Here is a 23,281-nt window from a genome sequence, read left to right as displayed (position 1 = left end):
TGTTATGATGAGCGCCCCGGCCAACCCCGGGACAAAAGAAGCCGTATTTAACCACAAGCTCGCAGCTGAAACCAAAGGCTGTGCGCCCACTGAATCGAGCATGTCCGAGATCATTCAACTTAGCGCAGAGGTCCCGTCCGAACTGGGCGGTCAACGCCTCGACCAGGTCGCCGCCCAATTGTTCGACGAGTATTCGCGCTCGCGGCTGACGGCATGGATCAAAGATGGCCGTCTGACGGTCGACGGTGCTGTCCTGCGCCCGCGTGACACCGTGCATGGCGGTGCCGTGCTGGCCCTGGAAGCCGAGCAGGAAGCCCAGGGCGAATGGGAGGCCGAGGACATTGCGCTGGACATCGTCTATGAAGACGACCAGATCCTGGTCATCAACAAGCCTGCGGGCCTGGTGGTGCACCCGGCTGCCGGCCATGCCAGCGGTACCTTGCTCAACGCCTTGCTGCATCACGTGCCCGACATCATCAACGTGCCACGTGCCGGCATCGTCCACCGCCTGGACAAGGACACCACCGGCCTGATGGTCGTGGCCAAGACCTTGCAGGCGCAAACCCACCTGGTGGACCAGTTGCAGAAGCGCTCGGTCAGCCGTATCTACGAATGCATCGTGGTGGGCGTGGTCACCGCCGGCGGCAAGATCGACGCCCCCATCGGTCGCCACGGCGGCATGCGCCAGCGCATGGCTGTCACAGACGGTGGCAAGCCAGCAGTCAGCCACTACCGTGTGCTCAAGCGTTTCCGGTCGCACACTCACGTGCGGGTCAAGCTCGAAACCGGCCGTACCCACCAGATTCGCGTGCACATGGCCCACGTCGGCTTCCCCCTGGTCGGTGACCAGACCTACGGCGGGCGCTTCCGCATCCCGCCTGCGGCAAGCCCGACCATGGTCGAGGCGGTCAAGACCTTCCCGCGTCAGGCCCTGCACGCACGCTTCCTGGCACTGGTGCACCCGGCGACGGGCGAGCGCATGGAATGGGAATCGCCGCTGCCCGATGATTTCGTCTGGCTGCTGTCGCTGCTCAACCAGGATCGCGAGAGTTTCATCGGATGAGTGGCCTGACGCAGTGGCTGCTGACACCGGACTGGCCTGCGCCAGCCTCGGTTCGCGCCTGCGTCACCACCCGCCAGGGCGGCGTCAGCCTGCCGCCTTTCGATACCTTCAACCTGGGTGACCATGTGGGGGACGACCCTGCGGCCGTTGCCCAGAACCGTCTGCGCCTGAGCGGCGAGTTCGACATCCAGCCCGCCTGGCTCAAGCAGGTGCACGGCTTGGCCGTCGCCGATGCCGACCCGTCCCGCGTGGTCGAAGCCGATGCCAGCTGGACCGACCGGCCAGGCATCGCCTGCACGGTGATGACCGCCGATTGCCTGCCTGTACTGTTCTGTGACCAGGTTGGTACGCAGGTGGCGGCAGCCCATGCGGGCTGGCGCGGGCTTGCCGGGGGCGTGCTGGAGGCCACCCTGGATCGCCTGGACGTACCACCGGCTCAGGTGCTGGTATGGCTGGGCCCGGCGATTGGGCCCCAGGCATTCGAAGTGGGCCTGGAAGTGCGTGATGCCTTCACTGCGGTGCACCCGGAGGCCGCGCGGGCATTCGTCGACGGCAAACGCCCCGGCAAGCTGATGGCCGATATCTACGCCCTGGCCCGTATTCGCCTGGCAGCCCGTGGGGTCACGGCTGTTTACGGTGGCGGCTTGTGCACGGTGAGCGACGAGCGGTTCTTCTCTTATCGGCGCACCCCGCAAGGTGGGCGTTTCGCTTCATTGGTGTGGCTGGCGCCGCGCTAGCAATGGGCTGCACCTGCCCTTACACCAGTGCAAATCCAACAGCTTGACCTCCGTCAACCCCGCTACGCTTGAATCTTCCAGAATCAGCCTTATCTATAAGACATCTCAGGCAGGTTTCTTCATAAACAGGCGCTGTCCATCGCTCCGACCTGCCCTTTACAGGAAGGTACATCATGCGAATAGACCGTTTGACCAGCAAGCTCCAGCTTGCAATATCCGATGCGCAATCCCTGGCCGTTGGCATGGATCACCCCGCCATCGAGCCTGTCCACTTGCTCCAGGCCTTGCTCGAACAGCAAGGTGGCTCTATCAAGCCACTGCTGATGCAGGTCGGCTTCGACATCAATAGCCTGCGTCAGGCGATGGTCAAGGAACTTGACCAACTGCCGAAAATCCAGAACCCCACGGGCGATGTGAACATGTCGCAGGATCTGGCACGCCTGCTCAACCAGGCAGACCGCCTGGCCCAGCAAAAGGGTGATCAGTTCATTTCCAGCGAGCTGGTCGTGCTGGCGGCCATGGACGAGAACAGCAAGCTGGGCAAGTTGCTGCTCAGCCAGGGCGTGAGCAAGAAAGCCTTGGAGAACGCCATCAACAACCTGCGCGGTGGTGCGGCCGTGAACGATGCCAACGCCGAGGAATCGCGTCAGGCACTGGACAAGTACACCGTCGACCTGACCAAGCGTGCCGAAGAAGGCAAGCTTGACCCTGTGATCGGCCGTGACGACGAAATCCGCCGCACCGTTCAGGTGTTGCAACGCCGTACCAAGAACAACCCCGTGCTGATCGGTGAGCCCGGCGTGGGCAAGACCGCCATTGCCGAAGGCCTCGCCCAGCGCATCATCAACGGTGAAGTGCCAGATGGCCTGAAAGGCAAGCGTTTGCTCGCCCTGGACATGGGGGCCCTGATTGCCGGCGCCAAGTACCGGGGTGAATTCGAAGAGCGCCTCAAAGGCCTGCTCAACGAACTGTCGAAGCAGGAAGGGCAGGTGATCCTGTTCATCGACGAACTGCACACCATGGTCGGCGCCGGTAAAGGCGAGGGTGCCATGGATGCGGGCAACATGCTCAAGCCGGCCCTGGCCCGTGGTGAACTGCATTGCGTAGGCGCCACCACCTTGAACGAGTACCGCCAGTTCATCGAGAAGGACGCGGCCCTGGAGCGTCGCTTCCAGAAGGTGCTGGTGGAGGAGCCTAGCGAAGAGGACACCATCGCTATTCTGCGTGGCCTGAAAGAACGCTATGAAGTGCACCACAAGGTGGCCATCACCGACGGCGCCATCATCGCGGCGGCCAAGCTCAGCCACCGCTACATCACCGATCGCCAGTTGCCTGACAAGGCCATCGACCTGATCGACGAGGCAGCCAGCCGTATTCGGATGGAAATCGACTCCAAGCCTGAGGTCCTCGACCGTCTCGACCGCCGTCTGATCCAGCTTAAGGTCGAGTCCCAGGCGCTCAAGAAAGAAGAGGATGAGGCTGCCAAGAAGCGCTTGGAGAAGCTGACCGAGGAAATCGAGCGCCTTGAGCGTGAATATTCCGACCTCGAAGAGATCTGGGCGTCGGAAAAAGCTGAAGTGCAGGGTTCGGCCCAGATTCAGCAAAAGATCGAGCAAGCGCGTCAGGAACTTGAGGCCGCCCGCCGCAAAGGCGACCTGAGCCGCATGGCTGAGCTGCAGTACGGGGTAATCCCGGACCTGGAGCGCAGCCTGCAGATGGTGGACCAGCACGGCAAGACCGATAACCAATTGCTGCGCAACAAGGTGACCGAGGAAGAAATCGCCGAAGTGGTTTCCAAGTGGACGGGCATCCCTGTGTCCAAGATGCTGGAAGGCGAGCGCGAGAAGCTGCTGAAAATGGAAGCGCTGCTGCATCAGCGTGTAATTGGCCAGAGCGAGGCCGTTACCGCCGTGGCCAACGCGGTGCGCCGGTCCCGGGCAGGCTTGTCCGATCCTAACCGGCCCAGCGGCTCGTTCATGTTCCTCGGCCCGACCGGCGTGGGCAAGACCGAACTGTGCAAGGCGCTGGCCGAATTCCTGTTCGATACCGAGGAGGCCATGGTGCGTATCGATATGTCCGAGTTCATGGAGAAACACTCCGTGGCGCGGCTGATTGGTGCACCACCAGGCTATGTGGGGTACGAGGAGGGCGGTTACCTGACCGAGGCCGTACGCCGCAAGCCGTACTCGGTGGTGCTGCTCGACGAGGTAGAGAAGGCTCACCCCGACGTGTTCAACGTGCTGTTGCAGGTACTGGAAGACGGACGCCTCACCGATAGCCACGGGCGCACCGTGGACTTCCGCAATACGGTCATCGTGATGACGTCCAACCTCGGCTCGGCACAGATCCAGGAGTTGGTGGGCGATCGCGAGGCGCAGCGTGCCGCCGTGATGGATGCGGTGGGCGCGCACTTCCGTCCCGAATTCATCAACCGGATCGACGAAGTGGTGGTGTTCGAACCGCTGGGCCGCGAGCAGATCGCCGGCATTACCGAGATCCAGCTGGGACGGCTGCGCAGCCGCCTGATGGAGCGCGAGCTTTCGCTGAGCTTGAGCCCGCAAGCCCTGGACAAGCTGATCGCCGTGGGTTACGACCCGGTGTATGGTGCGCGGCCGCTCAAGCGCGCGATTCAGCGCTGGATCGAAAACCCGCTGGCGCAGTTGATCCTGTCGGGCAAGTTCGTGCCAGGTACGGCGATCACTGCCACGGTGGAAGGCGACGAGATCGTCTTTGCGTGACGTTAAGTTGTTGGGGCCGTCTCGCGGCCCATTGCGGCTGGTCCGGCGCCCCGGCAATGTCGCTCCAAATCCTGATGCATTAGGCATCATGCGGTCAGGGTAGGAGCGGCCTCGTGCCGCGATGGGCCGCAAAGCGGCCCTGACAACCCTTATGCTGTCATCGACGAGCCCGGCCAACCCCCGTAAAACCGGGCCTTTGCGCTAATCCAAGATAACTTGCTGAAATTTTTGAAATTTATGCTTGCATGATCAATCGAGTGGCCCTAATATACGCCGCGTTGTCAGGCACTAAGCGAATCACCAGCAACACCGGTGACCGCAAAACAACTTAGAAATCAGTAAGTTGAATGAAAAAAAGTGGTTGACAAGCAAAACGAAGAATGTAGAATAGCCGGCCTCAGCAGCGATAACGCGAAAGCGGATAGCCAAAGAGACCGAAGTTAACACAAGCTTCGAAGATGTAAGGTTGTACCGAAGTTCAGTTCCGCGATAGCTCAGTCGGTAGAGCAAATGACTGTTAATCATTGGGTCCCTGGTTCGAGTCCAGGTCGCGGAGCCAATCTCGGGGTGTAGCGCAGTCCGGTAGCGCGCCTGCTTTGGGAGCAGGATGTCAGGAGTTCGAATCCCCTCACCCCGACCATTTTCCGGGTCGTTAGCTCAGTTGGTAGAGCAGTTGGCTTTTAACCAATTGGTCGTAGGTTCGAATCCTACACGACCCACCATGTAAGAAGGGCATCTCGAATGAGATGCCCTTTTTCTTTTGCCTCGGTTTTTCTAAGCCCTGTGTTTTCCCGCAAATCCGCTATTCTGGCCTGTGTCTTTCGCAGTCTGGGGACCTATTGGCATGGGAGCCAACACATCAAGTGTCGTGGTCGTGGGTGGAGGCATCATGGGTGCTTCCATTGCGTGGCACCTTGCAAGGCTCGGTGCTCGGGTCACTGTTCTGGAGCAAGGGTCTCGAGCCGCCAGTGGCGTTACCCGTTGGTCATATGGTTGGGTAGGCACTGCCAGCGCCAGTGCATCGGACAACCCGGCGGCATTTTCCTCCACATTGCAGGCCATCGCCGACTTCAACCGGCTGGCGCTTGACCTCGGGCCTTTGCCGATTGCCGCCCGTGGCGCCATGGTGTGGTTGGACAACGATGCGCAAACGGCCGCCCTCATCCACCAGCAACGTTCTGCCGGCGTAAACCTTCAACCACTGGACGCCCAGCAGATAAGCGCACTTGAGCCGTGCATGATCACGCCACCCACACTGGCCGCTTGGGCGCCGGACGATTTTGCCGTGGAACCTGTTGCCTTGGCGAAAATGCTGTTGAGCGGCGCCGAGCAAGCCGGGGCAGAGGTTCTATACGGCCGGCGGGTCGATGGCATAGAGACGCACAACGGACGCGTGACGGCCGCCAGGTGCGCAACGCAAACCTACGCCGCCGATACCGTGGTGCTGGCCAATGCCGGTGCCGCAATCGGCCTTGCAGCAGGTGTAGGTCTGCCCTTGCCCTTGCTTACCCGGCCTGCTGTACTGATGCGCTTCGCGGCGCCAGCCGGTGTAGTGCGGCACCTGGTCTACGGTAATGGCTTGGAGTTACGCCCGGCATTGGAAGGGGGCGTGGCCTGCGCCGAAGAAGCGCCTGCCGAGGGTGAGGCAGGGTTGCCAGCCTTGGTCGAGCGCACCACAAAAGCCATCCGGCAGATGTTCATCGGCGCCACGGCGCTTTCGCTGCGCGCGGTCAGTATCGGGCACCGACCGATGACCCCGGAAGGCAAGCCTGTGATGGGTTACCTTCCTGGCGTCGAGGGGGTGTACGCCTTGGTGGCACATCCTGGAATCGTGCTAGCGCCCCACCTCGGCCGTCTGGCAGCCGAGGAAATCGTTCGAACGCGACGCTAGCCGGGCGCCTGCGAGTGCACCCAGCCAGCAGCCAGGTCAGTGCAACTTCAGCCGTGGTTCAGTGCCGCGACCAATCTTGCTGCCCAGCATCATCAGGGCCGTGCGGAAGAAACCGTACAACGCCATCTGGTGCATACGATACAGCGACACGTAGAACATCCTTGCCAGCCAGCCTTCGAGCTTCACACTGCCCATCAAGTTACCCATCAGGTTACCCACGGCCGAGAAGCGCGAGAGCGACACCAGCGAGCCATAATCCTTGTACTGGTAGGTCGGCAGCGGCTTGTTCTCAAGGCGCGCCTTGATGCTCTGCGCCAGCATCGACGCCTGCTGGTGGGCCGCCTGCGCCCGGGGCGGTACGTTGCGATCGCTGTCTGGCTGCGGGCAGGCGGCGCAGTCACCGAAGGCGAAAATATCGTCATCACGGGTGGTTTGCAGGGTGGGCCGTACGACCAGTTGGTTGATGCGGTTGGTCTCCAGGCCATCGATCTCCTTCAGGAAACCCGGCGCCCGAATGCCCGCTGCCCAGACCTTCAGGCTGGCCTGGATCACTTCGCCGTCCTTGGTCTTGAGACCTTCGGCCGTCACTTCGCTGACGGCCGCGTTGGTCATTACCTTCACCCCCAGCTTCTCAAGGGTCTGATGCACGGGCACGCTGATGCGCTCCGGCAGTGCCGGCAGCACGCGCGGGCCTGCCTCGATCAAGGTGATGTGCATGTCTTTCGGTTGAATGCGGTCCAGGCCGTAGGCCGCCAGTTCATGGGCCGCGTGATGCAGCTCGGCAGCCAGCTCCACGCCCGTGGCACCTGCACCGACGATGGCTACGCTGATCTTTTCACTGGCCACATCGCCTGCATGGGCGCGCAGGTAATGGTTGAGCAGTTGCTGGTGGAAGCGTTCAGCCTGCTTGCGCGTGTCCAGGAACAGGCAATGCTGCGCCGCACCCAAGGTGCCGAAGTCGTTGGTGTTCGAGCCCACGGCAATGACCAGGGTGTCGTAGGCAAGGGTGCGCGCGGGCAGCAGTTCGCGGCCGTCTTCATCGAGCGTGGCGGCCAACTGGATCCGCTTGCTCTCACGCTCCAGGCCGCTCATGCGCCCCAGTTGGAAGTTGAAGTGGTTCCACTTGGCTTGCGCCACGTAGTTCAGTTCGTCTTCGGAGGAGTTCAAGGAGCCGGCGGCCACCTCGTGCAGCAGCGGTTTCCAGATATGGGTGAGGTTGGTGTCCACCAGGGTGATGTCAGCCTGCTTGCGCTTGCCCAGGGTCTTGCCCAGGCGGGTCGCCAATTCCAAGCCGCCGGCGCCGCCGCCGACAATCACGATGCGATGAGTCATGGGAATATCTCATAAGGTTTACGGAATTCTTGGCCCAACGGGCCGGCCGCACGGGGTAAGAGGGGAGGGCGAGCGCAAGGCAGCTCATAGCTCCGGTCCACTCAACGGGCGCAGACCCAAGACAGCGGGGGTGGCGAGATGCTCGACCCCAATGTATGCAGGGCTTGCAGGTCATCATCGACACTGGCTGACACGCAGGGTTCAGGCGTGGGTCATGCTGGGCCTCTACGGATAGACGTTCGTGCAGGGGCAAACGCTACAGTGGTCGCTCACGCGGCTGTAACAAATGATAATGCTTTCTATCCGCGCCGCCGAGTGTACGTCATCGCAAACGATCACTGCACAGGATCAAAGGCTGATCCCCACATCGAAGACGATGCTGCGCCCCAGGTTGCCGCGAAGAAAGTCCGGCGCATCCGGGTGAGCGAACAACACCCGGGCAAAGGTTGGCCCGACCAGCGACAGGGAGCGCCAGCCCTGGCGCAAATACTCGGTGGGCGGCGGGAAGTGGGTGTTGAGGTCCAGCACCTCGCGCTTGAGGCTGGCGAAGGCAATGATGTCCAGCTCGTTCAGGTCCAGCCCGCGCTCACGGTAGTTGTGCGCTTTCTTGCGCAGGGTAGGTGCCAGCCTGCCCAGCAACTCGGTGGCACTGATGCGGCGAGGGCGCGCTTCGCGTCGCACCAGTTGCGCCAGTGAAAAGGCGCTGCGCCTGCGTTGCAGCTCTTCTCGCCATTCATCGTTAAGCCGGCGACCCTCGTCCAGCACGAAGAACACCTCGAAGGCCGCATCGCGGAACAGTACGTCAGGCGGCTCCTGGCCGGCGGGTGTGAAGTCTTCGTTGCGATACGCGATGTTCAGGCCTTGTAGCAGGCGCTGGCAGACCCAACGCTCACGCTCCCATTTGCGGGCATTGGACAGAAACGCATTGGCTTGTTCGGCCTGGATGGTCAGCAGGCGCAGGTAATCGGAATCATCCATGAAGCAAGCTTAGCTGTAATTTGATGACGATCAGGTGTTGATCGCGCCTTGAATCAATGAATTGCATGCTTGTGGTGTAGGGACACGTTGATACTTGGGCAATACGTGTAGACTCGCCTTTGTCCATGCATTGATTGAGGTTATTCCTACATGATCAGCGCGCAGGTGCTGTCGGGAACAACGCTGACCGTTGGCTGGCTCGGCTACGTGCCGCTGCTCGCCTGGGCCACCAGTCAGGCCCGCTGGGTCGAGCTGGTCACCGACCGACGGCGCCAGCACTTGCTGTTCGGCACCGTGGTCGGGTTGTTCGCGCTGTGGTTGGTTCGGCGTGATTTCGACACGGGCGTGTCCTACCACTTCATCGGCATGACCGCCGTCACCCTGCTGCTGGACTGGCCGCTGGCAGTACTGGGTGGCTTCATGGCGCAAGTGGGCCTGCTGCTGCTCGGGCGTCAGGAGTTGACTGCGTTAGGGGTCAACGGCCTGCTGTTGGTCGGCCTGCCGGTCCTGGTCACCGAAGTCTGTGCCATCGCGGTGGAACGCGCGCAGCCGCAAAACCTTTTCGTGTACATCTTTTGCTCAGGGTTTTTCCCGGCGGCACTGACGGTGGTCGTCTGCCTTAGTGCCGCGCTGGGGTTGCTCTGGCTCGATGGGTTGTTCGCCATGCCGGAGTGGCTGAGTGATTTCGTGGGCTACCTGTGGCTGATGATGTTTCCCGAAGCGTTTATCAACGGAACCGTCATCAGCGCACTGGTGGTCTTCTGCCCCGAATGGCTGGAGACGTTCAACCGCACTCGATACCTGCAGGCTCCCTGGAAGGAAGGCGGTGACTGACAGCCATGCCTCGCTGCACAGCATCTAGCTGGTGTATCTCCCAAAGTGATCAGTGACGAGGCTCCAGATCCCCCGAATACAATTCGTCTTCCGAGTCCTCGGCCCCGGGAATCTTGTGCTCCTCGGACGCCCAGGCGCCCAGGTCGATCAGTTTGCAGCGGTCGGAGCAGAATGGCCGAAAGGTGTTCTTCTCGTTCCATTCCACAGGTGCGCCACAGGTCGGGCAATCGACGGTCAATGGCTGGCTCATGGCTGGCCTCCTCGTAAAGTCAGATAAAAGTGGTGCAGTCGGTCGATCTGCGCATGCAAGTGACCCAGGTCGCCGTCATTGACCACCACGTCATCGGCATGGCGCAGGCGTTCTTCACGCGGCAGCTGGGCCTGAAGAATGGCCTGCACCTGCTCGGCGCTGGTGTGGTCGCGGGCGAGGGTGCGTGCTACCTGCAGGGTCTGCGGGGCGTCGATGACCAGTACGCGCTGGGTTTTCTTATACTGCCCCGACTCGATCAGCAGGGGCGAGACATACACCGCATAGGGCGATTGCCCTTTGGCCAGGTAACTGAAAATCTCCTGGCCGATCAGCGGGTGCAACAATTGCTCCAGCCATTTGCGCTGCGCCGGGTCGGTGAAGATCAACTGGCGCAGCGCGGCACGGTCAAGCTGCCCATCCGCCTGCAGCACGGTAGGGCCGAAGTGCTCGACGATGCTCGCCAAGGCCGGGCGGCCGGGCTCGACCACCCACCGCGCTGCCTGATCGGCATCGACCAAGTGCACGCCAAGCTCGACGAATCGCTCGGCTGCGGCGCTCTTGCCGCTGCCGATGCCGCCGGTGAGGCCGAGAATCCAGGGTGTTGTGGCCGCTGTGGTCATTGGAATCCAAGCAGTTGCATGTAGGAGGTGGGTATTTCATCACCCCAGAGCACGGCAATCCACCCCGCAATAGCCAGATAAGGCCCAAAGGGCATTGCCGCCCCCATGGCATGCCGGCGCAGCCCGATCAGGCACAACCCTATGAATGTGCCCGCCACCGAGGACAGCAATAGGGTCAGGGGCAGCACCTGCCAGCCACCCCAGGCACCGATGAGCGCCATCAATTTGAAGTCACCATACCCAAGGCCTTCCTTGCCGGTCAGCAACTTGAATGCCCAGTAGACGGTCCAGAGGCTCAGATAACCCAGCACGGCGCCCCACAGCGCATCGCCAAGTGGCGCGAACACATTGCCAGCATTGACGATCAGCCCCAGCCACACTGCCGGCAACACCAGGACGTCGGGCAACAGCTGTTGATCCGCATCGATCAGGCTCAGCGTCAGCAGGCACCAGGTCAGCAGCAGCGCAAAAAGCGCTTGCTCCGACGGGCCGAAGCGCCAGGCAATGGCCATCGACAACAGGGTACTGGCCACCTCGACCAAGGGATAACGCACGGTGATCCGTCCCTTGCACCCCCGGCAACGGCCATTGAGTGCCAGGTAACTGAGCACAGGGATGTTCTCCCACGCACGGATGACGTGCTTGCACAAAGGGCAATGGGAGCCGGGTAACCATAAGTCGAACCGCGCAGACGAGGTTGGGGGTAGCTCCAGTATCTCTTGAGCAGTGCGTCGCCATTGCCGCTTGAGCATGATCGGCAAACGATGCGCCACGACATTGATGAAGCTGCCTGCCAGCAAACCGAGCAGCACCGCCCAGGCGATGAAATGCGCAGGCTCCATGCCCTGCAGTGTCCAGACCGTCATATCAGATCAGGCTACCCAGTTGGAAAATCGGCAGGTACATCGCCACCACCAGCCCACCGACCAGCACTCCCAGCACCAGCACGATGGCCGGTTCCAGCAGACTGGCCAGCTGGTCCAGGGCCTGGCTGACCTGGTCCTCATAATGGATGGCAGCCTTGTCCAGCATCTGGTCCAAGGTCCCGCTGGCCTCGCCGATTGCCGTCATTTGCACCAGCAGGGGCGGGAACACGCGCTCCTCAGCCATCGCCTGATTGAGGGCCCGACCGTTCGCCAGTGCCTGACGCAACCGCATCACCGCCTGCTCGTGAAGCTCACTCCCACACCCCCTGGCCACCGTGCCCAGCGCGTCCAGCAACGGCACCCCAGCCGCATAACTGGTCGCTAGGCTGCGGGCGAACCGCGCCAGCGCAGCCTGCCCCAACAACGCTCCGAACACCGGCATGCTTAGCAGTTGCTGCGCGCACCACAGGCGTGCCGGTGTATGCTGGCGATACAGCTGGCGCCCACCGATGCCCAGCAGTATCCCTGCCAGCGCCACCCAGGGCGCCACCTGCCCGAACCCAGCCGACAGGTCTATCACCCACTGGGTGAGGGCTGGCAATGCCGTACCCATGCCGACGAACATCGATTCGAACTGCGGAATCACTTCCAGCAACAAGATGGTCGAAACCCCCAACCCCGTGAGCAACAGCAGGATGGGATAGGCCATCGCCTTTCGCACCTTCTTCTCAAGCGTGCGCCGCTGCTCCAGCATGCACGCCAACTGTTCGAGCTGCCGATCGAGCGTCCCCGACTGCTCACCCACCCGTACCAAATTGCAGTACAGCCCATCGAACCAGCGAGGATGGCGTTGCAAGGCATCCGCCAGCCCCAGCCCTGCGCCCAGGTCTTTTTTCAGCGCCAGCAACACCGCCGCCTGCCCCTCAGGGCAGCCGCTACGGCTCATCACCTCGAACGCCTGCAACAACGGCACCCCCGCTCGCAGCAAGGTCGCCAGCTGCCGACTGAAACCCGCCGTGTCCGGCCTGGTCTGCCAACGCGGCCAGGTCAGTGCCAGCCCACCCACAGGTCGCACCCGCGCCACCGTGATGCCTTGGCGAATTAGCGCAGCCTGTACATAGGCCGCGCTGCGCCCTGTGGTCTGGCCGCTGACGGGTGCGCCGCTGGCGTCCGTGCCCTGCCAGGTATAGAGATGCGTAGATGACGTCATGTACATGTCCTTTTCGTCCCTGTGACAAGCCTGGAAACAGCTTGCCCCATCCATGGAAAGGCGCGCCTTTCCGATGGTCACTAGAGTAGTGCAGCGAGGGCAAAGCCCAAGCGGGTAGAGGTGACAAAAGGTGTCTGTTCAGGCCTACTGCGCCGCTGCCGGTCGAGGCAAGCCTGACCTCACTGAGTCTGCGTATCGAAAAGGAAATTGTTCATGAAAGGGCAACGCGGCATCACCCTGATCGAACTGATGATCGTCGTCGCGATCATCGGCATTCTGGCGACCATCGCCTTACCGATGTACACCAACCACCAAGCCCGCTCCAAGGCCGCCGCCGGCCTGCTGGAGATCAGCGCCCTGAAAACAGCGATGGACCTGCGCTTGAACGAAGGCCGCGACGTTACCGACGTCGCCAGCCTCGGCGGCCAGCCCAGCACCGCCCATTGCGCGATCACCGCCACCGGCAAGGCCAGCGATGCCAGTGGCCGCATCGTCTGCACCCTGGTCGACGCCCCTGCGACCGTGCTGGGCAAGGCCCTGACCCTGACCCGCTCAGCCACCGGTTGGGCCTGCACTACCGACATCGAAACCGACCTCGCCCCCAACGGCTGCGCCGCGCCGTAAGGATGACGCAATAAACGAATGGAAACAGAGGTTTGCGTAACGGGTGCAGCAGTGGTACGTTGCGCTACACGCCGGTGTAGCTCAGTCGGTAGAGCAGCGCACTCGTAACGCGAAGGTCGCAGGTTCGATTCCTGTCTCCGGCACCACTTCAGGTTCCAGCGAAGGCTACCAAAATCTCTGGAACCCCCGTAAAACCCGCCTTCTGGCAGCCACGCTGTTCATCCAGAACAGCCTCGCAGCCCACCCCCGTCACCCCAGCCATCACACGACCACTGTAGGAGCGGCCTCGTGCCGCGATGGGCCGCAAAGCGGCCCCAACGATCTAGCATTCTGTAAAAATCCGACAGCCTCTCCAGCTCAACGCCCCTGCTACCGCACCCCCGACCGACACCGCATACCGCTCTAACAAACCTTTGAGCGCCCCTGCCAGCCTTCCGAAGATGAGGGTCTTCAGCCCGCGCTCACTCCAATCGCCACAAAAGCTGGTGTTTGAGGCATGTGAAACCGCATGGGCGAGAGGAGCTGACCTCGTTTGGCAACTATCCCGTCATCGGTCTCGCAGATGCTGGCAGAAGAGTCTGAAGAACAAGCGGATGCTGGCTGAGCGGCAATGATCCTTTTGCATCCAAGCAACAAGCCAAGGCCGATGCGCGTGTCTGAGGGCAAATATTCGAACGTGTTGCCTTGGACTGGCACAAGGAAATGTCCGTGAAGTGGGCGCCGGGTCATTCCCGGACAGTGCTCAGTCGTTTGAAGACTCACGTTTTCCGCTGCTCGGCGCACGCGCCATCGTTGATCTGGATACCTTTGACCTCATGCAGCCGCTTGAGGCGATCAAGAAACGCGGCACGATCGACGTGGCCTTGAGGGTGCAAAACTACCTACAGAGCATCATGCGTGAGGCGAAGCGGTTACGGCTGATCACGGTGAACCCTGCGTATGACCTTGAGGGTTTCATCAGCGCGTCACGGGTTACGCACCGACCTGCACTCCCGCTGTCACGTCTGCCTGATTTGATGGACCGCATCGAGAACTACAAGGGGCGCACGCTCACTCGGCTGACTGTGATGTTGTCGCTTCATGTGTTTGTCCGGTCCAGCGAACTGCGCTTCGCACGCTCGAGTGAGTTCGACCTGAAGCGCGGCATATGGGACATACCTGACACGCGGCCCGCGTTGGACGGAGTGCCGTATTCGACCAGAGGGACGAAGATGGCGGGCGACATCCATCTCGTCCCCCTGTCACCGCAGGCGGTGGCATTGCTCGAACAGAATCATGCGATTACGGGGTATTTCGATCTGGTGTTCACTAGTGACGCTCGCTCTTGGAAGCCTATGTCAGAGAACACGGTCAACAGCGCTCTGCGGAACATGGGCTATGACACCAAGACCGAAATCTGCGGGCATGGCTTTCGGTCCATGGCGTGCAGTGCCCTGGTCGAATCCGGGCTGTGGCCAGAGACGGCTATCGAGCGGCAGATGAGCCACAGGGAGCGCAACAATGTTCGGGCGGCGTATATCCACAAGGCCGAGTTCCTGGAGGAGCGGCGAATGATTATGAGTTGGTGGAGCCGTTACCTCGAAGCGAACCGGCAGGAGCATATCTCGCCGCATGAGTTCGCGAATCAGACCGGGGCAAACGTTTCTAGCCTACGAGCAAGGCGTGGCGCAGTCGAGTGAGCGCACGGCTTTGAAGCGTCGGTGATCCGCGTTTCCATGCGGGTCCATTCAAACAGGGCTGCAAAGCCGCCCTGTTTGGATGGACCTCATCTGAAAAATCAAAAACACTAAATCGGCCACTGGAAACCGCGGGATTTCGTACACACCCAACGTCATTTTCAACTGCAAAATCCAGCGGGCGAGTCGCTTGACCCTCTCGGATTGCGGGCGTAGAAAAGACAGTGCAAAGGCTGTCGTTGACAGCACCCCAGGTGACCCGAGCCTTCAAGGTCACGCCGCTCCTGCGGTGGTTCTTCCCCCAAATGGCGATTAGCGTCCGGCAGCTCGCCCGGTCACCTCCCCGGTGATGGTTGCCTACTTCAGACGATGGCCCTCGTGCGCCAGACAACACTTCCTACTTCGCCGCCCTGCAGCAACCTTTCTGCTTGGCCGAATCTTGCGCCAACCTGTGCCCGTCTCTTTCTCCTGGAAAGGACGGGCGCTTCTAACACTGCTGCAGCCCTCATCGCATTTGGCTTTGCGGCAACTTCACTCGTGACAATCGATGTGACAAACGCCGATGTCATCAGCAACAGCGATGTAGATGATGGTGCCGCAGACTAAGGAATGGACTGCACTTGACTGATATTCAGGCATGTCCCGGTCATCCCACCGCTGCGTTCTCCCGGCTCAGGATCTCGCGGCACTGGTCTCGTCAGCCAATGCAGCCTCCACCCGCCCACCGGTAAAGGTGTTCAGGAGGCCAGATCATGAGATGCCCTTGCTCCCGGACGTAAGGAGCCGCGAGTCCCGCGCTAGAGGACATCCCCACAGGTCGCAGGGGCCTTGATCCCTGATGACACTCAGCATTCTTGGCGGGATGACGTGGGGCCGGTGCATGACCTTGCTCGGCGGCCTGCTTCCACCAATGAACGGCTTTTTCATATTGCTGCAGGTCGGAGTAGGCCAGGGCCAATTCATATTGAGCGGCCGGGTCGCCAGATTTCGCTTGTTGTGACAGCGCCTTATCCGGCGACGGCTCACAGGCTGTAAGTACCGGGAACAACACCGCCAAGGCAAGGATAGGAAAGGCCTTGTGGGCAAGGGAGAAGAATCGCTGGATCATGCTGATACCTCATGGCCTTGCAACGCTTCGAGTGTGTGAAAGTAGCGTGCCTTATGGAAAGCTATGGCGGCGGTTCCGAGGCTGATGATCGGTAGAAGAGATACGGCGGCAAGTTCGGGAGCGTCGATCAGGGCCACCAATCCGAACAGGAACAGCAAGGCCACAAGTACCGTTCCTGCCCAGAACAGCTTGTTCTTCCTGATACCGAAGGCTTGTCCGGACGTATCCTGCCGGGATTTGGTACGGGCGATGAGATAGGCCAGCACGAACAAGGCAGTGGAGAGCAAGTTCATGCCGAGAAGCACTGCCGCTTCGATAAATGAAGCATCCTCCACAAGGTAGGGTGAGCGGAGCAGTGTCCAGACGCCACAGGCACAAAGTGCATAGAACCAGACGTCCTTGTGCTTGGCGGGGCGTAGTCGGCAATGTTCGTTCAGCCAGTCGAAAGCCTGTTTTTCAGGCTTGCCAAGTGCCCTGTCGACGAGAAGAGAAATATCGGACTCGCGCTGGTCTATCAGCCTATTGCCGTCCGATTCGATCACATTGAAGTTGTGATCCATCCTGATTTTATCAACTTGATGCCCTTCGTCCTGCAGCAACTTGAAGATCGTGTCATGTGCATTTTCGTCTGCCTGCTCGAACCGTATTTCCATTAGAGTCATTTCCTTTTTGATAGTGACTGAGCCGGCTGCGGTAACGGGTGCCCGTGGCGATTCACCAGGCGGTAGCCGAAGCTGACGGGATGGTCGTAGGCCGGGCGGTAGTAGATATCGGTGCGGGATTTGACCGGCCGGGTATCCAACCCGCGCAGATCGGGAGCTGGGCCGCAAAGATTCTGCACTTCGTCGCTCCATTCAGCGTTTTCAGCGCCATGGCGCATGTACCTATCGAGTAACGGGATAAAGCAAAGCCAGTGCCATACGCGAAGCAGTGGAGACAGCCTGTGCCTGGAATAAGTGGCCTTCTGCTGCGGCGTGATCGTTCCCGGCTGCGGCTGAACCGCCTTAATGCCATGCTCCATATAGCGGCGCAGGAACTCAAGCCGCTGCAGGTCATATAACCCCTCAATTCCGCTACCGCAGGTGTAGGGCTCCATCAAGTAAGAGGGGTGAGGGTTTCCTGATGTGCGCAGCTTATTGCTCTCTATTGCTGCATGTGGATGGGGGGCGTAGAGCTGTAGGGCACCCATTGGGCCGTAGCGGTTGTCCACTGCCGGCCTGATATGCCGCCAGGGGATATGTGCAATACGGCCTTGACCATTATCAATATGGATCAGTTGGGCCTGACGGTTATAGCGGATTCTACCTGCGGATAGTTTGTTGGATTTTATGGCGTAGTACGTAAGTGGTGCCAGAATTAATAGGGCAAACAAATATAGAGGAGCAAATTCAACAGGCGATGCACCAGTGAATACTGCCAATGCCAGAATAAACATCAGGACGACATGATGAATGCTGATTAATAAGAGGGCTGCAGAGCTGCTGCACTTGGCCGGTATCTCGATAAAGCGATCATTGAATTTGCCTGGATCACTGGTATCAATATTGAAATTTAAGTCTTTTGGCCACATGGCAATATCAAGCGCAGGAAGCTCATGTATTTCAGTCCGGCTTAATTCCTTTTCAAACTCCGCATCAAACATGGACAGATCAGGATTAGGGTGCTGGCGCACCCATTCCAGTTCGCCACGCCATAATGCGGCTACTCTAGTTTCCAACTCGTCTGTACTTAGCGGCGCCTCTTGTGGTTGTTGGCTCACGTCTTCTCCATTTCAAGCACCTGGTTGGGTTCGGCAAAGGCATTAGGCCAGTATTTAACTTCAATGTTGCCGCCCAATGTGTCCGTAGGGTAGCTAATATAACCGACACCATCGCGAACTTGAACAAGATCCGGGTCATCTAGCGTTTTTTGTATGCCGGTAAACTTGAATTCATTATGCTGGGTGATGGTGTAGGCGCTAACTTGCGGCTGCCAGCCGGGAAATGCCACGGTGACAGTACGGGCATCTGCTGGCAACTGGCTGCCATGATTTGCCCGATTGACCGCACCCCATACCGGAATAGTCAGCGAACCTATCGTGCGCAGTACCGCCGTATCCGTTTCGATATGAGGTTTCATAAAGAAGTAATAAAACCCAATGATTTCTTCTTCGGATGTAAAGGGAGAGAGAACTTCGTTACTGAATATCCGATTCTGGTGTATCCCTGTTCCCCAGATACTTCGGGCTATCCAATCCGTTACTTTGCGTTCTTCGGTGTTTTTCTCATTCCATGTCCGAATGACCTGATACGAGAGTTCCAGTGCGATTAGAGTCCAGCCTATCGGGCCTGACCCCAGCCTGGCGACTCCGAGGGCCAAACGAGCTGTACTGGCAGCAACCCCCGTACCGGCGGCGCGCGTTCCCATACTGGTCATGGCTGTTCTTGATAGTTGCGACAAGGCCCCGGCATGTTGTTGCGTACTTAGCTGCCCCATCAGGTGCAAGCCCCCAGTAGTTGCGGCGGCAGCCTGAAGTACGCTACCTGCAGCATGGGCGGTGGCCTGGCCGACGGAGTTTGCATTGGCGGCAAGCAACAATTCCTTGAAACTGGTCGTCGCTGCAGAGGCCGCCAACATGCCCACGGCCCAGTTACCGTAGCGCGTGGCCCTATGCTGTGCTTGTGTAGCCGCCCCTGCATTCGCCCGGGTTCTGGCTGCGGCCTCCCGGCCCTGATGCCTTGCCTCTCCGACCACGGCCATGGAGCTGCCTGTAGCGAGCAGGCCAGATACCAGGCTGAGAGAGTTGACGAGCACCGGACCATCGGCGTTGCCCAGCTTGTCGATCGCCTCTTGTAGGTTGCATGTCCCCAAAAAAATACCAAAGGCACCGAAGCTGAACTTGAGCCTATGCCAGTGGTTGGACGACTCCCGCAGCGCTTTGGCGTTACGATTGATCTCCGACAGATGATTCTGTACCGGCTCGCTCTTGTAGAGAGAGAGCAACTCATTGGCGTGGCGGGCCAGAGTGCTGGGGCGAAAGCCATTAACTGCCTTGCCGCCAGTGCGTTCCAGCAACCACTTGCCGGCCTGCCTGGGGTCAGTCGGCTCATGGCTAACCAGCGTACCTTCCAACAGTTGGAGGGCGCGGAAGTAAAGGCTACGCTCGAACGCTTCTGCCGTGCGTAGGCGCTTGCGGGCCACCAGCTCGGCGATGACATGGCTCAGATAGCGGCTGGCATCGTCCGGCGGCACCCGCTCTGCCAGTTGCCGTATCCGGTCTGTTACCAGGCTGGCCGCCACCAGGCCCCCCTGCTGGGCCATGGCGACGCCAACTTGAATGAAGTCCGCAAATTCCGGAAACCCCGTGATAGCACGCGCCATCAGGCCGGTGGGGCCGGCTTCGGGCAACATGGCCTCCAGCACCTTGCGGCCCTGCGGGTCGCAGGCGAGCACGGTCATCGAGTAGGTAACGGCGCGACGCAGGCAGATAAAGCTTTCTACATCGGTTTCATCGTAAAGCTGCATGACGGCGCCGTGGCGAAGCTCCAGGGCACTGTACATGGCGTAGGCCGCTGCAGCGGTCTTGTCGATGGCGGCGATAAACTCATCGCGCTTCTGCTCGTAGGTGGCCATGAACTCACGGCGTTTATCGTTGCGGGCGCTTTCCAGGCGCTTGTCGCGTGCAGCAAGACCCGCGCGGTACGCCCGGTCACGAGCTGCATTGGCCGCGCCACCGGAGGCTCCCCGGGTTGCGCTGCCAATAGCGTCATTGTTGTAGGTATCCAGCTCGACGCTGCGGGCCTTCTGCTGGCCCAGTTCATCTATCCATTGGGAGACCATGACCTTGCGCGGCACCTGCTCGCGATCAGACCATTCCTGCAGATCCAGCACGCACCTGCCGGTGAGGTGGCCGAACTCGCTCATGACGCCAACCGGGTCATGCAGCGCCACGGCCACGGGGGCCTGGCGCTGCGACTGGCCGGGCTGCTGGGAGCGGCGTTGACAGACGAGGTGAATCGTCTCGCCGCCGAGCATTTCCTGTGGCTGGTTTTCGCTCCATTCAAGCAGTGACAGACGCTGTTTTTCGTCCTCGGCCAGGGCGGGTATGTCCTTCAGCGTTTCGGTGCCCAGCACATGGGGTTGCCGGGGGCCACCTTTGAGGCGGATCTCCGTGGTAGTGGCGGTGCGCAGCCCGCCTTCATTGCGTTCCAGCTTGCCCAGTACGGTAGCGGTGAGCTGTGTATCGCAGGTCAGCAGATAGGCGGTGTCGCCGATGTCACGCTCGGCGGTTGGCAGCGGCGCGGTGATGAAGCCGACAGCCGACGAGACTGTGGGCATGACGGTAATCGGGTTGCCCTGCTGATCGGTCGAGGTCGTGGTTTCGCCGGCATCTTCGGGCGGGACAAACTCGGCGAACTGCACCGCATCCGTTACCTGGTAATGCTTGTACTTGAACGTGCCATTCTCGGTGTACAGCAGGTAAAGCTGGGTGCGCGGGCGCAGCTCGCGTACGCCCAGATGGTAGCCGTCGCCCAGTTCGGCATAACCGGAAAAATTCAGCGTCGGGAACTTGGCGCGGGGGAACTCATGGCGCAGCACGGCATAGCGCAACGGGTAGATCGCCAAACCCTGCTGCGGTGGCGGCAGGCGCAGCTGCACCAGATCAGTCCGCTTGTTCGGCGTGAGGGTATGGTCGAAGCGGCAGTTGGCGGTCTTGCTGTCAAGCCGCGAGCCCACCTGGCGGCAAGTGGTTTCTTCCGTGCTCATGCCGGGGTCTCCTGTCAATTAGCATCATTCGGTTCAAGGATTTCCAGGGAAAGCGATTCCATGCTCAGGCCACGCTGAACATCGACCATGCCCTGGCTGTCGGTAACGCCCTCGATCGTCGCGCCGTCGGCACGGGTAATGACGTAGGCGTAATTGGCAGCAGGCTTGCCGTCATGCAGCAGCACCTGGAACTTGTCGTCGAACTTCGCGTGCGGCCAGGTGTTCACCGTCCGGCTCAGTTGTCCCGGCCCCTCCTGCTGGTGATTCGCCGCCTTGACGATAAAGCTGCCGGGCATGCCCAGCTCGATGTTGCCGCCTTCCATTTTCAGGTAGGCGCCGCCGCACAGCAGGGTGATGTGCGTGCCGGCGTCGATCTGCACGTACTGCTGGGAAGCACTAAGCTCGATGCTCTGCTCGGCCTGCACCTTGATGCTGTTGTGCTGGGCCTGCACCAGCACCTCGCCCTGGTGGGCGATATGGCGCATATCGCCACTCTGGGCGAACAGGCCGATCTGGTCGCCGGCATTGAGCACGATGTTCTTGCCGGCCGTGAGGTGCTGGTGCTGCTGGGCCACGCTGTCGATATGCTCGCTGGCGGCGAGGGCGATGCTGCGCGAGGTGGCCACGGCCACGCCGGCCGGGGCGCTGACGGCCACCAGCGGTTCGCCGCCCTGGCCTGCGCCCTCGGGGTGGTCGTTGGCACCGTGGTCCAGCTCGCGCACGGCGGTGGTCAGGGTCTGCTGCGGGTCGGGGTCGTGGCCGATACCCTGGTTGTCACCGGCCACCTGGCCGAGGTTCCTGGCCAACTCCAGCGCGCGCTCCAGCAGGGCGATGGCCTGCTCGCGGTCGAGCTGGCCGCCATTGGCGCCGGGCTGCGCCTCGGTGGAGAGCAGCAGGCCTTTGGCGGTACGCAACGCACCGCTGGCATCGCTGCGCAGCTCGAAGCCCTCGCCACGGGGCTCGCCGCCCCTGGGTCGGGGATGGGTGAGGTAGCCCAGGTGGATGGCCGTGTCGGCATGGTCGCTCATCAGCGCGGCGCTGATTTCGCCATGGGTGTCGTCGATGCGCAGCTCGTTGGCCCGGCCGGCCTGGTGCTCCTTGCTGCGGATGGCGCTGAGGGGCTTGTGCAGCGGCAGCTTGTAGGGCGTGGGGTGGGTGGCCGGATAGGCGCGGCCGGTGACGATGGGCTGGTCGCAGTCGCCGTCGAGGAAATCGACGATGACTTCGTGGCCGATACGGGGGATGGCGATATGGCCCCAGGCCGGGCCGGCCCAGTTCTGCGCGACACGCACCCAGCAGGAGCTGTGCTCGTCGCAGGCGGCGAGGCGATCCCAGGGGAACTGGATTTTGACCCTCCCGAACTCATCGCAGTAAATCTCTTCGTCGGCGGGGCCGACCACGGTGGCGATATGTGGGCCGTCGATACGTGGCTTGGGCGGCAGCGGGGCGCGCCAGTCGGTGTGGTCATGCAGCAGCTCGGCGCTGAAGTGGTAGCGGGTGCCCTGTTCGGCGTCGGCGGCGTCTTCCTGCTGGCTGGTGGCCTGCACGCCCTCGTGATGCAAGCGCAGGGTGCGCCAGCCGCGGTTCATGTCCTCGCGCGGGTGGCCGCTGAGGGTAAACGCGGGGCCGGGCAGCAGACGGGCATCGTCGCCTTCGACACGGGCCAGGCGGGCATCGCCGCGCAGGGCAAGCAGGCGGGTCTCGGTAAAGGGCTTGCCAGCCTCGTCCTGTTTGTAGCGGCCAGGGTACGCGTAACGCTCGTAGTCGCTGCGCTGGTGGTCGAGCTCAACGCCGTCGACGCTGTGCTGCTGGTTGTAGCGTGGGTGCTTGAAGGTGTAGTCACGCTGGGTCTGGCGGGCGGTGCGCACCTGCTCGGCATAGACGAAGCGGTGCAGCGCGGGCCTGGGCGCATCGCCACCGGCCTTGGGGTTGTAGGTGACGGGTTCGCCGTCGATGGCACCGTGGCTGTAGAGGCGGTCGCTGAAGACCAGGCGGTGGCCGTCGGCGCGGTGCTCGAAGGCGTAGTAGAACCCTTCCTCGGCGGCGAGGCGTTCAACGAAATCGAGGTCGGTCTCGCCGGCCTGGACGCAGTACTCGCGCGGCAGGTGCTCACGGGTGGAAACGAGTTCGACATCGGTGATGCTGTGCTGGGCGATGACCTGTTCGATGATCTGGGGAACACTCAACGCCTGAAAAATGCGCCAGTCGGCGCACAGGCCGAGGCGGGCCAGGGCGGGCTCGACGGTGGCACGGTAACGGGTGCGGCGGTGGCCGGTGTCGGCTTGTTCGAAGGTGCTGACCAAGCCATGGACATGGCGCACTACACTGCCCTGGGCGATGTGGAGGGTCAGGGGCTGGTCGAGGAGTTTGGCGAAATCGATGGCCGGGTCGAAGCTGGCCAGTTCGAGGTGCAGGCGAAAGGGTGTGGAGAGGGCCTCGTCGAGGGAGAAGGCGGCCACCTCGAAATCGCCGGCAGGTGCGGTGACGGTGAAGCGCAGGTCGGATTGGCGCGGCATGACGTGCTCCTTGCGGGCCGGCATGGAGTGTCCGGCAGTCCGTAGGCAAAGAGAAACCGCTGCCGGCGCTGGCCGGCAGCGGCGGTTCGCTC

At 61.3% G+C, this 23,281-nt stretch carries 17 protein-coding genes, 4 tRNA genes and 1 pseudogene; 11 read left to right on the top strand and 11 right to left on the bottom strand.

Annotated features, from left to right (window positions below):
• Positions 1-100: 100 nt before the first annotated feature.
• The 7 genes from rluD (at position 101) to CWR53_RS19310 (ending at position 6,429) form a co-directional block, all read left to right on the top strand.
• Entirely contained in the window at positions 101-1,063 is a 963-nt protein-coding gene (rluD, locus tag CWR53_RS19345; RefSeq protein ID WP_023533229.1) for a 23S rRNA pseudouridine(1911/1915/1917) synthase RluD, read from the top strand.
• On the top strand, positions 1,060-1,800 hold the full coding sequence (gene pgeF / locus CWR53_RS19340) for a peptidoglycan editing factor PgeF (protein ID WP_100852284.1): 741 nt from the start codon (positions 1,060-1,062) through the stop codon (positions 1,798-1,800). The genes rluD and pgeF overlap by 4 nt, the downstream gene beginning before the upstream one ends.
• A 173-nt stretch (positions 1,801-1,973) precedes the next feature.
• A complete protein-coding gene (gene clpB, locus CWR53_RS19330; protein WP_023533276.1) occupies positions 1,974-4,538 on the top strand; it encodes an ATP-dependent chaperone ClpB in 2,565 nt (854 codons plus the stop codon).
• Between the two features lie 483 nt (positions 4,539-5,021).
• A tRNA-Asn gene (locus tag CWR53_RS19325) sits at positions 5,022-5,097 on the top strand.
• A gap of 4 nt (positions 5,098-5,101) precedes the next feature.
• Positions 5,102-5,178, top strand: a tRNA-Pro gene (locus CWR53_RS19320).
• 6 nt (positions 5,179-5,184) lie between these two features.
• Positions 5,185-5,260 (top strand) — tRNA-Lys (locus tag CWR53_RS19315).
• Positions 5,261-5,427: 167 nt separating this feature from the next.
• Complete coding sequence (locus tag CWR53_RS19310) at positions 5,428-6,429, top strand: FAD-binding oxidoreductase (protein ID WP_181405447.1); 1,002 nt, start codon at positions 5,428-5,430, stop codon at positions 6,427-6,429.
• A 36-nt stretch (positions 6,430-6,465) separates the two neighbouring features.
• On the opposite strand, the gene CWR53_RS19305 is transcribed toward CWR53_RS19310, so the two are convergent.
• Both CWR53_RS19305 and CWR53_RS19300 read right to left on the bottom strand, forming a co-directional pair.
• Positions 6,466-7,761: an NAD(P)/FAD-dependent oxidoreductase gene (locus CWR53_RS19305; protein ID WP_027915703.1), complete on the bottom strand. Its 1,296-nt coding sequence runs from the start codon at positions 7,759-7,761 to the stop codon at positions 6,466-6,468.
• 348 nt (positions 7,762-8,109) lie between these two features.
• A complete protein-coding gene (locus CWR53_RS19300) occupies positions 8,110-8,739 on the bottom strand; it encodes a DUF1780 domain-containing protein (protein ID WP_100852282.1) in 630 nt (209 codons plus the stop codon).
• 150 nt (positions 8,740-8,889) lie between these two features.
• Here CWR53_RS19300 and CWR53_RS19295 point away from each other — a divergent pair, with 150 nt between their 5' ends.
• On the top strand, positions 8,890-9,573 hold the full coding sequence (locus tag CWR53_RS19295) for an energy-coupling factor ABC transporter permease (RefSeq protein WP_100852281.1): 684 nt from the start codon (positions 8,890-8,892) through the stop codon (positions 9,571-9,573).
• Between the two features lie 49 nt (positions 9,574-9,622).
• Here the strand turns inward: CWR53_RS19295 and yacG are convergent, their stop codons facing one another.
• Genes yacG through CWR53_RS19275 form a run of 4 tightly spaced genes read right to left on the bottom strand, consistent with a single transcriptional unit; the run spans position 9,623 to position 12,519 of the window.
• Positions 9,623-9,823, bottom strand: coding sequence for a DNA gyrase inhibitor YacG (gene yacG / locus CWR53_RS19290; protein ID WP_023533231.1), 201 nt, complete (start codon positions 9,821-9,823; stop codon positions 9,623-9,625).
• Positions 9,820-10,443 (bottom strand): dephospho-CoA kinase, encoded by a 624-nt coding sequence (gene coaE, locus CWR53_RS19285; protein WP_100852280.1) that lies wholly within the window; start codon positions 10,441-10,443, stop codon positions 9,820-9,822. Before coaE ends, yacG begins: the two co-directional genes overlap by 4 nt.
• On the bottom strand, positions 10,440-11,309 hold the full coding sequence (locus CWR53_RS19280) for an A24 family peptidase (RefSeq protein ID WP_100852279.1): 870 nt from the start codon (positions 11,307-11,309) through the stop codon (positions 10,440-10,442). The genes coaE and CWR53_RS19280 overlap by 4 nt, the downstream gene beginning before the upstream one ends.
• A 1-nt stretch (position 11,310) precedes the next feature.
• Complete coding sequence (locus tag CWR53_RS19275; RefSeq protein WP_100852278.1) at positions 11,311-12,519, bottom strand: type II secretion system F family protein; 1,209 nt, start codon at positions 12,517-12,519, stop codon at positions 11,311-11,313.
• 213 nt (positions 12,520-12,732) lie between these two features.
• Here CWR53_RS19275 and CWR53_RS19270 point away from each other — a divergent pair, with 213 nt between their 5' ends.
• The 3 genes and pseudogenes from CWR53_RS19270 to CWR53_RS19260 form a co-directional block, all read left to right on the top strand.
• Positions 12,733-13,143, top strand: a complete 411-nt coding sequence (locus CWR53_RS19270) for a pilin (protein WP_058638634.1) — start codon at positions 12,733-12,735, stop codon at positions 13,141-13,143.
• Between the two features lie 70 nt (positions 13,144-13,213).
• Positions 13,214-13,289 (top strand) — tRNA-Thr (locus CWR53_RS19265).
• Positions 13,290-13,617: 328 nt separating this feature from the next.
• Positions 13,618-14,822, top strand: a pseudogene (locus tag CWR53_RS19260) (tyrosine-type recombinase/integrase); the annotation flags it as partial.
• 694 nt (positions 14,823-15,516) lie between these two features.
• Here CWR53_RS19260 and CWR53_RS19255 read toward each other — a convergent pair.
• From CWR53_RS19255 to CWR53_RS19235, 5 genes are read right to left on the bottom strand one after another with little or no spacing between them, the layout of a single operon-like run.
• Positions 15,517-15,927, bottom strand: a complete 411-nt coding sequence (locus CWR53_RS19255) for an SEL1-like repeat protein (protein WP_100852277.1) — start codon at positions 15,925-15,927, stop codon at positions 15,517-15,519.
• Positions 15,924-16,580: a hypothetical protein gene (locus CWR53_RS19250; protein ID WP_100852276.1), complete on the bottom strand. Its 657-nt coding sequence runs from the start codon at positions 16,578-16,580 to the stop codon at positions 15,924-15,926. The genes CWR53_RS19255 and CWR53_RS19250 overlap by 4 nt, the downstream gene beginning before the upstream one ends.
• Before the next feature lie 5 nt (positions 16,581-16,585).
• Entirely contained in the window at positions 16,586-17,686 is a 1,101-nt protein-coding gene (locus CWR53_RS19245) for a hypothetical protein (protein WP_100852275.1), read from the bottom strand.
• Positions 17,683-20,673: a hypothetical protein gene (locus CWR53_RS19240; protein WP_100852274.1), complete on the bottom strand. Its 2,991-nt coding sequence runs from the start codon at positions 20,671-20,673 to the stop codon at positions 17,683-17,685. The genes CWR53_RS19245 and CWR53_RS19240 overlap by 4 nt, the downstream gene beginning before the upstream one ends.
• A gap of 14 nt (positions 20,674-20,687) precedes the next feature.
• Positions 20,688-23,189 (bottom strand): type VI secretion system Vgr family protein, encoded by a 2,502-nt coding sequence (locus CWR53_RS19235; RefSeq protein WP_100852273.1) that lies wholly within the window; start codon positions 23,187-23,189, stop codon positions 20,688-20,690.
• Between the last annotated feature and the right edge of the window lie 92 nt (positions 23,190-23,281).

The organism is Pseudomonas sp. SGAir0191 (genome assembly GCF_002812565.2).
Lineage (GTDB): Bacteria > Pseudomonadota > Gammaproteobacteria > Pseudomonadales > Pseudomonadaceae > Aquipseudomonas > Aquipseudomonas parafulva_B.
Note: the sequence above shows the minus strand (reverse complement) of the source record. Positions and strands in the feature narration are given on the sequence as shown.